General features: G+C 40.7%; 9 protein-coding genes and 1 pseudogene. 9 read left to right on the plus strand and 1 reads right to left on the minus strand.

Features of this window, described 5'->3' with window-relative positions:
• Positions 1-13: 13 nt before the first annotated feature.
• The 5 genes from DXA87_RS14925 to DXA87_RS14945 are packed head-to-tail and all read left to right on the plus strand — an operon-like array spanning position 14 to position 6,953.
• On the plus strand, positions 14-412 hold the full coding sequence (locus DXA87_RS14925; protein ID WP_003061368.1) for a conjugal transfer protein: 399 nt from the start codon (positions 14-16) through the stop codon (positions 410-412).
• Entirely contained in the window at positions 390-2,840 is a 2,451-nt protein-coding gene (locus DXA87_RS14930; protein WP_025489602.1) for an ATP-binding protein, read from the plus strand. The genes DXA87_RS14925 and DXA87_RS14930 overlap by 23 nt, the downstream gene beginning before the upstream one ends.
• Entirely contained in the window at positions 2,840-5,029 is a 2,190-nt protein-coding gene (locus DXA87_RS14935) for an MFS transporter (protein WP_025489603.1), read from the plus strand. The genes DXA87_RS14930 and DXA87_RS14935 overlap by 1 nt, the downstream gene beginning before the upstream one ends.
• Entirely contained in the window at positions 5,026-6,033 is a 1,008-nt protein-coding gene (locus DXA87_RS14940) for a bifunctional lysozyme/C40 family peptidase (RefSeq protein ID WP_025489604.1), read from the plus strand. Before DXA87_RS14935 ends, DXA87_RS14940 begins: the two co-directional genes overlap by 4 nt.
• Before the next feature lie 17 nt (positions 6,034-6,050).
• A complete protein-coding gene (locus DXA87_RS14945; protein ID WP_025489605.1) occupies positions 6,051-6,953 on the plus strand; it encodes a conjugal transfer protein in 903 nt (300 codons plus the stop codon).
• A gap of 46 nt (positions 6,954-6,999) precedes the next feature.
• Here DXA87_RS14945 and DXA87_RS14950 read toward each other — a convergent pair whose 3' ends face one another.
• On the minus strand, positions 7,000-7,557 hold the full coding sequence (locus tag DXA87_RS14950) for a TetR/AcrR family transcriptional regulator (protein WP_005946872.1): 558 nt from the start codon (positions 7,555-7,557) through the stop codon (positions 7,000-7,002).
• A 179-nt stretch (positions 7,558-7,736) separates the two neighbouring features.
• On the opposite strand from DXA87_RS14950, the gene DXA87_RS14955 reads away from it, so the two are divergent.
• The 4 genes and pseudogenes from DXA87_RS14955 (at position 7,737) to DXA87_RS14975 (ending at position 9,542) form a co-directional block, all read left to right on the plus strand.
• Entirely contained in the window at positions 7,737-7,820 is an 84-nt protein-coding gene (locus tag DXA87_RS14955; protein ID WP_001814874.1) for a 23S rRNA methyltransferase attenuation leader peptide, read from the plus strand.
• Between the two features lie 124 nt (positions 7,821-7,944).
• Positions 7,945-8,682: a 23S rRNA (adenine(2058)-N(6))-methyltransferase Erm(B) gene (gene erm(B), locus DXA87_RS14960; RefSeq protein WP_001038792.1), complete on the plus strand. Its 738-nt coding sequence runs from the start codon at positions 7,945-7,947 to the stop codon at positions 8,680-8,682.
• 169 nt (positions 8,683-8,851) lie between these two features.
• A pseudogene (locus tag DXA87_RS14970) lies at positions 8,852-9,112 on the plus strand (topoisomerase DNA-binding C4 zinc finger domain-containing protein); the annotation flags it as partial.
• A 151-nt stretch (positions 9,113-9,263) separates the two neighbouring features.
• Positions 9,264-9,542 carry a helix-turn-helix transcriptional regulator gene (locus DXA87_RS14975; protein ID WP_024407057.1) on the plus strand — a complete coding sequence of 93 codons (279 nt, stop codon included), beginning with the start codon at positions 9,264-9,266 and terminating at the stop codon, positions 9,540-9,542.
• Positions 9,543-9,826 lie beyond the last annotated feature (284 nt).

Below are 9,826 nucleotides of genomic sequence, written 5' to 3' on the forward strand. Positions count from 1 at the left end.
GAGCTGAAAGAACTTGAAAAAGATTAAAAGCTACACGGGTATCTGGAACGTGGAAAAAGTCTTATATGCAATCAATGACTTTAACTTACCCTTTCCCGTTACTTTTACACAGATTACATGGTTTGTGATTACGGAATTTATCATCATTCTGTTTGGGGATATTCCCCCACTTTCCATGATTGAGGGAGCATTTCTCAAATACTTTGGTATTCCCGTTGCTCTCACTTGGTTCATGTCGCAGAAAACCTTTGACGGAAAGAAGCCGTACAGCTTTTTGAAATCACAGATAACCTATGCCCTGCGACCAAAAATCACTTATGCAGGAAAAGCCGTAAAACTGCATAAGCAGATATTAAATGAAACAATCACGGCAGTAAGGAGTGTGAACTATGTTCCCGATAAAATATATTGACAATAACCTTGTCTGGAACAAGGACAATGAAGTGTTTGCCTATTATGAGCTGGTACCATACAACTATTCTTTTCTATCCGCAGAGCAGAAATTTATCGTGCATGACAGTTTCCGACAGCTAATCGCACAGTCCCGTGAGGGTAAAATTCATGCGTTGCAGATTGCCACAGAAAGCTCCATACGAAGTATGCAGGAGCAGTCAAAGAAACTGGTAACGGGAAAATTAAAGGAAGTTGCCTACCAGAAAATAGACGAACAGACCGAAGCGTTAGTATCTATGATTGGGAACAATCAAGTGGACTACCGCTTTTTTCTTGGCTTTAAGCTCATGGTTACGGAAGAACAGCTCAATCTGAAGAACATCAAAAAATCGGCGTGGCTGACATTCAAAGAGTTTCTCCATGAAGTAAACCATACGCTGATGAATGATTTTGTTTCCATGCCGAATGATGAAATCAACCGTTACATGAAAATGGAAAAGTTACTGGAAAATAAAATCTCCCGTCGCTTTAAGGTGCGTCGCTTGGAAATCAATGATTTTGGGTATCTCATGGAACATCTTTACGGCAGGGACGGTATCGCTTATGAAGATTATGCGTACCAGCTACCAAAAAAAAAATTGAACAAAGAAACGCTGATAAAATACTACGACCTTATCCGTCCGACAAGGTGTGTGATTGAAGAAAGCCAGCGGTATTTACGCTTGGAACATGAGGACAAGGAAAGTTATGTGTCCTATTTTACCGTCAATGCGATTGTCGGCGAGCTTGATTTTCCGTCAAGTGAAATCTTCTATTTCCAGCAACAGCAATTCACATTCCCCGTTGATACTTCTATGAATGTAGAAATCGTGGAGAACCGAAAAGCATTAACAACCGTACGCAACAAGAAAAAGGAATTGAAAGACCTTGACAATCACGCTTATCAAGCAGGAGGTGAAACCAGCTCAAATGTGGTGGACGCTTTAGACAGCGTGGACGAGCTGGAAACGGACTTAGACCAGACAAAAGAAAGTATGTATAAGTTAAGCTACGTTATACGGGTGTCTGCACCCGATCTTGACGAGCTGAAACGCCGTTGTGATGAAGTCAAAGACTTTTACGACGACCTCAATGTAAAGCTGGTACGTCCTGCTGGGGATATGCTGGGGCTTCATTCTGAATTTTTACCTGCCAGCAAGCGATATATCAATGACTATGTGCAGTATGTAAAATCAGACTTCTTGGCAGGGCTTGGCTTTGGAGCGACCCAGCAGTTAGGGGAAACTACGGGTATCTATATGGGCTATTCCGTTGATACGGGAAGAAATGTGTACCTGCAACCGTCTTTAGCTTCGCAGGGCGTAAAAGGTACAGTTACCAACGCTTTAGCGTCTGCTTTTGTCGGTTCGCTTGGCGGTGGAAAGTCGTTCTGCAACAATCTTCTGGTGTATTATTCGGTGTTGTTTGGCGGTCAAGCAGTCATTTTAGACCCCAAAGCCGAGCGTGGCAACTGGAGAGAAACACTTCCAGAAATCGCCCATGAAATCAATATCGTAAATCTTACCAGCGATAAAGACAATGCAGGACTTCTTGACCCATTCGTGATTATGAAGAATGTAAAAGACGCTGAAAGTCTGGCAATCGACATCTTGACATTCCTTACGGGTATTTCCTCTAGGGACGGCGAAAAATTCCCCGTGTTACGAAAAGCGGTTCGTTCCGTTACCCAGAGCGACAGTCGGGGCTTGCTCCATGTAATAGACGAGCTACGCCGTGAAGATACGCCCATATCAAGAAATATCGCAGACCATATCGACAGCTTCACGGACTACGACTTTGCACATCTGCTGTTTTCAGACGGTACGGTGGAAAATGCAATCAGCCTTGATAACCAGCTCAATATCATTCAAGTAGCCGACCTTGTACTGCCAGATAAGGACACGACCTTTGAAGAATACACGACTATTGAATTATTGTCGGTATCTATGCTGATTGTGATTAGTACCTTTGCCCTTGATTTTATCCATTCGGACAGAAGTATTTTTAAGATTGTCGATTTGGACGAAGCGTGGGCGTTCTTAAATGTGGCACAAGGAGAAACGCTCTCTAACAAGCTGGTTCGTGCTGGACGAGCTATGCAGGCAGGTGTTTATTTCGTTACACAATCTTCTGGGGACGTGGCAAAGGAAAGTCTGAAAAACAATATCGGCTTAAAATTCGCTTTCCGTTCTACTGACATCAACGAGATAAAACAGACCTTAGAATTTTTCGGTATCGACAAGGACGATGAAAACAACCAGAAACGGCTTCGTGATTTGGAGAACGGACAATGCTTATTGCAGGACTTATACGGGCGTGTCGGTGTGGTACAGATACACCCAGTTTTTGAAGAACTGCTACACGCCTTTGATACCAGACCGCCCGTACAGAGAAATGAGGTGGAGTGATGAAAGAAAGGATAAAAGGTGCGTTCACAAAAAGGAAGATACTTCACTTTCTCAAAATGGCTCTGTTCGTGGTGGCACTCTCCCTTATCCTGCTTTCACTTTTGGGGACGGTGGCTCATGCGACGGGGCTTGTGGACGATACCATAAACGCAGAAAATCTTTACTCAAAATATCCCCTTTCCAACTACCAGCTTGATTTTTATGTGGATAATAGCTGGTCATGGTTGCCGTGGAACTGGCTGGACGGCATTGGAAAATCGGTACAGTACGGGCTTTACTGCATTACCAACTTTGTCTGGACGATAAGCCTTTATTTAAGCAATGCCACGGGCTATGTGGTGCAGGAAGCCTATAAACTTGATTTTATTAACGATATGGCAGACAGTATCGGAAAGAGCATACAGACCCTTGCAGGTGTAACCGAGAACGGCTTTTCTTCTACGGGCTTCTATGTTGGTTTCCTGCTTCTCATTATCTTAGTGGTGGGAATGTATGTTGCTTATACGGGACTTATCAAACGGGAAACCAGCAAGGCACTTCACGCTGTTATCAACTTTGTGGTGGTGTTCGTGCTGTCCGCTTCGTTTATTGCCTACGCTCCCGACTACATCAAGAAGATAAATGAATTTTCATCAGACATCAGTACCGCTTCTTTGGACTTGGGAACAAAAATCATGCTCCCCAACTCCGACAGCGAGGGCAAGGACAGCGTGGACTTGATACGGGACAGCCTATTTTCTATTCAAGTGGAACAGCCGTGGCTACTTCTGCAATTCGGTAACAGCAACACAGAAGAAATCGGGGCAGACCGTGTCGAAGCTCTTGTATCGGCAAGTCCAGAGGACGAGGACGGGAAAACCAGAGAGGAAGTCGTGAAAACAGAAATCGAAGATAACGACAACAACAATCTGACGATACCGCAGGTCGTGAACCGTTTAGGCATGGTGTTCTTCCTACTGTTCTTCAATTTAGGGATAACGATATTTGTATTCTTGCTTACGGGCATGATGTTATTTAGCCAGATACTTTTTATTATCTTTGCAATGTTTTTACCTATCAGCTTTTTACTTTCCATGATACCGAGCTATGAAAGCATGGCGAAGCAGGCAATCGTAAGGGTGTTTAATACCATAATGACACGGGCAGGAATAACGCTCATTGTAACGGTGGCGTTCAGCATTTCCAGTATGTTTTATAACATCTCCACGGACTATCCGTTCTTTATGGTAGCGTTCTTGCAGATAGTATGTTTCGCTGGTATTTATATGAAGCTGGGCGATTTAATGAGTATGTTCTCTTTGAACGCTGGCGACAGTCAAAACATGGGACGCAGGATATTCCGCAGACCATATCTGTTTATGCGACATAGAGCTAGGCGTATGGAAAGACGGCTTGCTGGTGCGGTTACTGCTGGCGGTGTTGCTGGTGCGGTGGCAGGTAGCACGATTTCAAACAGAAAACCGACAAGGAACACAGCCACAAAAGACAGTCGGGGCAATACATCTACTTCCAGTATGGGACAGCGTGCAGGCTCAAAGGTGGGTGCTGTCTTAGATACGAAAAATAAAGTGAAAGACAAGGCAAATGCTGTCAAAGAGAATATCAAGGATATGCCGACACAGACCGCTTATGCGGTGTATTCCGCAAAGGAAAAGGCAAAGTCCAGCGTGTCCGACTTTAAGCGTGGCATGGTGCAGGAACAGCAGTCCAGACAGACGGGACGTTTGGAAAAGCAGGAAAAGCATAGACAGAGTATCGCTGACAAGCGTATGGAGCTTCAAAAGGCACAAGAAGCAAGGCAGGCACAGCGAAAGGCTGACGGATCAGCGACAACGGGAGCTACCCGTCCCCATGAGCGACCAGCCACAGCTTCAAAGCCGAGTGCGGAAAAAATGCAGGAAGTCAAACGTCCTGCCACAGCGACCACTTCAAAAGCAAGTGAGCCAGTCAAGACAAATGTTATCAAAGAGCGTCCGTTATCTTCTGGTGCTTCTGATAAGAAAGCGACCCAGTCGGCACAGCCAGTACATAGGCAGAATGTAGAAAAAGTGGTATCGCAGGAAACACGCCAGAATTACACAAAAGACCGCAGGACAAAGGTTCAGCAGACGCAAACCGTCCAAAAGAACCAGCAGACAACAGAGAAAACTCGTAACCTTGTGATGAAGAAAGGACAGAAGAAAAAATGAAACTGAAACATATCGCTATCATTGGCACTCTGTTTCCTATCCTCTTTTCTCTGGTGCTTTTCTTTGGTGTCTTGATTAGTGCGGACAGCGACGACGAGAACAGCAATTTTTCTTCTGGCATTACGGGTATGAACTTATCCGCAGAAGTCTTGAAACATCAGCCTATGGTAGAAAAGTACGCCAGAGAATACGGTATTTCCGAGTATGTCAATGTGCTATTGGCTATCATTCAAGTAGAAAGTGGCGGTACGGCAGAAGATGTTATGCAGAGTTCGGAAAGTCTTGGTTTACCGCCTAATTCCTTAGATACGGAAAGCTCAATCAAGCAGGGGTGTAAGTATTTTGCGTCCCTGCTTTCTTCCTGCAAAAATCAAGGTATCGACGATTTGAATGTAGCGATACAGTCTTATAACTATGGCGGTGGCTATGTGGGATATGTGGCAGGAAAAGGAAAGAAACACACCTTTAATCTTGCAGAGAGCTTCGCCCGTGAAAAATCGGGTGGAAAGAAAGTAACCTACACCAACCCGATAGCCGTTGCGAAGAACGGGGGCTGGCGGTATCAGTATGGCAATCAATTTTACGTCGAATTAGTCAATCAGTATTTAACTGTTCCGCAGGTATCGGGAGAACTGGCACAAAAAGTAATGAATGAAGCATTGAAGTATCAAGGCTGGAAGTATGTATATGGCGGTAGCAATCCTAACACTTCCTTTGACTGTTCGGGGCTGACGCAATGGTGCTATGGAAAAGCTGGTGTTTCCTTACCGAGAACAGCACAAGCACAGTATGACGCCACCCAACATCTTCCACTCTCGCAGGCAAAGGCTGGGGACTTGGTATTTTTCCATTCTACCTATAACGCTGGAAGTTATGTAACACATGTCGGTATTCTTGTTTCGCCGACGCAGATGTACCACGCAGGAAATCCGATAGGATATGCAGACCTAAATAATAGTTACTGGCAACAGCACTTAATCGGTGCAGGACGAGTAAAACAATAGAAAGTGAGGATAACATTATGTTTAAGAAGAATAAGAAACAGACAGAAAATGTCAAAGAAAAAAAGGTGCGTACTGTCAAGGTAGGCACACATAAGAAAACCGTGATTGCGTTGTGGGTGGTGCTTATCGCAAGCGTGAGCTTTGGGGTGTATAAGAATTTTACGGCTATCGACCAGCACACGACCCATGAAAAAGAAATCATTGAACTTCGTTTGCAGGACACCAACGGGATAGAAAATTTCGTGAAGAACTTTGCGAAGTCTTATTACACATGGAGTAACAGCAAAGAAGCGATTGAAGCAAGGACGCAGGCAATCAGCGGTTATCTGACAAAGGAATTGCAAGACTTGAATGTTGATACAATCAGAACGGATATACCGACCAGCTCCACAGTTACAGATGTGATTGTGTGGCATATCGAGCAATCGGGAACGGACACTTTTTCTGCTACCTACGAAGTAGATCAGCAGATAAAAGAGGGAGAACAGACAAGCAATGTGAAAGCGACTTATACTGTAAAAGTCCATGTAGACGCTGACGGGGATATGGTAATCATTCAGAACCCTACTCTTGCACCAGCAATCGAAAAATCAGACTATGAGCCTAAGACACCAGAAGCAGACGCAAGCGTGGACGCTGATACGGTAAATGACGCTACCGCATTTCTGGAAACATTCTTTAAGCTCTATCCAACAGCCACAGAAAAAGAGCTTGCTTACTATGTATCTGGAAATGTGATTGAGCCTATCGGCAGGGACTACCTTTATTCTGAACTGGTAAACCCTATCTTTACAAAGGACGGGGATAATGTGAAAGTTAAAGTAGCTGTAAAATTCCTTGATAATCAGACAAAGGCGACACAAGTATCACAGTATGAGCTTGTGCTACATAAGGATAGCAACTGGAAGATTGTAGGATAAAAGAAAAAGGCTTGCAGTTCTGTATTGATTTGCAAGCCTAAATATATTATTTATACTTCTGGAAAATCCCGACTAATAAAGTATCTATCGCTTCAGCTAATTCAAATCTAACTTTATCTGAGGCAGAAAAAGCGTTTCCTAATTGCAAAGTTGTATAACCGTGAATTATTCCAGTAAGCATATTTAATATTTCAAGTGTTTTGTCTTTGTTAAGACTGCACGATTGGATAAGAGTAGTTAATAATGAAAGATAGTTGTTAAAAATGGTTGCTGTTTCCTCTGTTCCGTGCCACACAGCCCATTGAATTGTTTCATAAACTCCGGGGTGTTCAATCATATAGTTTAGGTATTCGATAGAAACTAACTTAATTGCTTCTTTCCCTATTTTTCCAACGGCAATTTTCATCATTCTTTCATTCATGTCACGCATACCATTATGAGCAACTTCTAAAAGAAGATTATCTAAACTTTCTATGTGATTATATAAAGATGGTGTACGAATGTTTAATTTTTGAGCAACAGCTTTTAACGAAACGTTATTTAATCCTTTTTCATCTGCTAAGTCTGATGTTGCTTTTATTACTGCTTCTTTAGTGGTTTTCATAGTTATGCACCTCATTCAAAATATCATACAAACACAATTCTAGCTAATTGAATTAGTGTAGTCAATAACACAATTAGAAAATTATGATTATTTATTGACTTTCTTAAAATTTTGTGTATAATAGGAATTGAAGTTAAATTAGATGCTAAAAATTTGTAATTAAGAAGGAGGGATTCGTCATGTTGGTATTCCAAATGCGTAATGTAGATAAAACATCTACTGTTTTGAAACAGACTAAAAACAGTGATTACGCAGATAAATAAATACGTTAGATTAATTCCTACCAGTGACTAATCTTATGACTTTTTAAACAGATAACTAAAATTACAAACAAATCGTTTAACTTCTGTATTTATTTACAGATGTAATCACTTCAGGAGTGATTACATGAACAAAAATATAAAATATTCTCAAAACTTTTTAACGAGTGAAAAAGTACTCAACCAAATAATAAAACAATTGAATTTAAAAGAAACCGATACCGTTTACGAAATTGGAACAGGTAAAGGGCATTTAACGACGAAACTGGCTAAAATAAGTAAACAGGTAACGTCTATTGAATTAGACAGTCATCTATTCAACTTATCGTCAGAAAAATTAAAACTGAACATTCGTGTCACTTTAATTCACCAAGATATTCTACAGTTTCAATTCCCTAACAAACAGAGGTATAAAATTGTTGGGAGTATTCCTTACCATTTAAGCACACAAATTATTAAAAAAGTGGTTTTTGAAAGCCATGCGTCTGACATCTATCTGATTGTTGAAGAAGGATTCTACAAGCGTACCTTGGATATTCACCGAACACTAGGGTTGCTCTTGCACACTCAAGTCTCGATTCAGCAATTGCTTAAGCTGCCAGCGGAATGCTTTCATCCTAAACCAAAAGTAAACAGTGTCTTAATAAAACTTACCCGCCATACCACAGATGTTCCAGATAAATATTGGAAGCTATATACGTACTTTGTTTCAAAATGGGTCAATCGAGAATATCGTCAACTGTTTACTAAAAATCAGTTTCATCAAGCAATGAAACACGCCAAAGTAAACAATTTAAGTACCGTTACTTATGAGCAAGTATTGTCTATTTTTAATAGTTATCTATTATTTAACGGGAGGAAATAATTCTATGAGTCGCTTTTTTAAATTTGGAAAGTTACACGTTACTAAAGGGAATGGAGATAAATTATTAGATATACTACTGACAGCTTCCAAGAAGCTAAAGAGGTCCCTAGCGCCTACGGGGAATTTGTATCGATAAGGGGTACAAATTCCCACTAAGCGCTCGGGACCCCTTGTAGGAAAATGTCCTAAGTGTGGCAACAATATTGTATTAAAAAAATCGTTTTATGGTTGTTCAAATTATCCTGAATGTAAGTTTACTTTAGCTGAACATTTTAGAAAGAAAAAACTAACCAAAACGAATGTAAAAGAATTACTGGAGGGAAAAGAAACCCTGGTAAAAGGAATCAAAAACAAAGAGAAAAAGCCCTACAATGCCGTTGTAAAAATTGGGGAAAAGGGATATATTGATTTTATCTCTTTTTCAAAATAAACATAAAAGCCCTTTAAAGAGGGCTTTTATATATTAATCACAAATCACTTATCACAAATCACAAGTGATTAATCACTTGTTTATTAAGATATTAAAAGCTATAATTTAAATAAAGCGTGAATTTTATGACACAAAAAGAGGGGGGAGAAACTTGGAACTAGCATTTAGAGAAAGCTTAAAAAAGATGAGAGGTACCAAATCAAAAGAAAAATTCTCCCAAGAATTAGAAATGAGTAGATCAAATTATTCACGAATAGAATCAGGAAAATCAGATCCAACCATAAAAACACTAGAACAAATTGCAAAGTTAACTAACTCAACGCTAGTAGTGGATTTAATCCCAAATGAGCCAACAGAACCAGAACCAGAAACAGAACAAGTAACATTGGAGTTAGAAATGGAAGAAGAAAAAAGCAATGATTTCGTGTGAATAATGCACGAAATCATTGCTTATTTTTTTAAAAAGCGATATACTAGATATAACGAAACAACGAACTGAATAAAGAATACAAAAAAAGAGCCACGACCAGTTAAAGCCTGAGAAACTTTAACTGCGAGCCTTAATTGATTACCACCAATCAATTAAAGAAGTCGAGACCCAAAATTTGGTAAAGTATTTAATTACTTTATTAATCAGATACTTAAATATCTGTAAACCCATTATATCGGGTTTTTGAGGGGTGTTAGAGTCCGATAGAAACAGCCATCCTAAGG

It is taken from the genome of Desulfotomaculum sp. OF05-3 (assembly GCF_003435535.1).
GTDB classification, from domain to species: Bacteria; Bacillota; Clostridia; order Lachnospirales; family Lachnospiraceae; genus Pilosibacter; species Pilosibacter fragilis.

What these genes read in the sequence shown, in the direction of transcription:
- DXA87_RS14930 (WP_025489602.1), top strand. Translation starts at nt 390, where the DNA reads ATGTTCCCGATAAAATATATTGACAATAACCTTGTCTGGAACAAGGAC.
- DXA87_RS14935 (WP_025489603.1), top strand. Translation starts at nt 2,840, where the DNA reads ATGAAAGAAAGGATAAAAGGTGCGTTCACAAAAAGGAAGATACTTCAC.
- DXA87_RS14940 (WP_025489604.1), top strand. Translation starts at nt 5,026, where the DNA reads ATGAAACTGAAACATATCGCTATCATTGGCACTCTGTTTCCTATCCTC.
- DXA87_RS14945 (WP_025489605.1), top strand. Translation starts at nt 6,051, where the DNA reads ATGTTTAAGAAGAATAAGAAACAGACAGAAAATGTCAAAGAAAAAAAG.
- DXA87_RS14950 (WP_005946872.1), bottom strand. Translation starts at nt 7,557, where the DNA reads ATGAAAACCACTAAAGAAGCAGTAATAAAAGCAACATCAGACTTAGCA.
- DXA87_RS14955 (WP_001814874.1), top strand. Translation starts at nt 7,737, where the DNA reads ATGTTGGTATTCCAAATGCGTAATGTAGATAAAACATCTACTGTTTTG.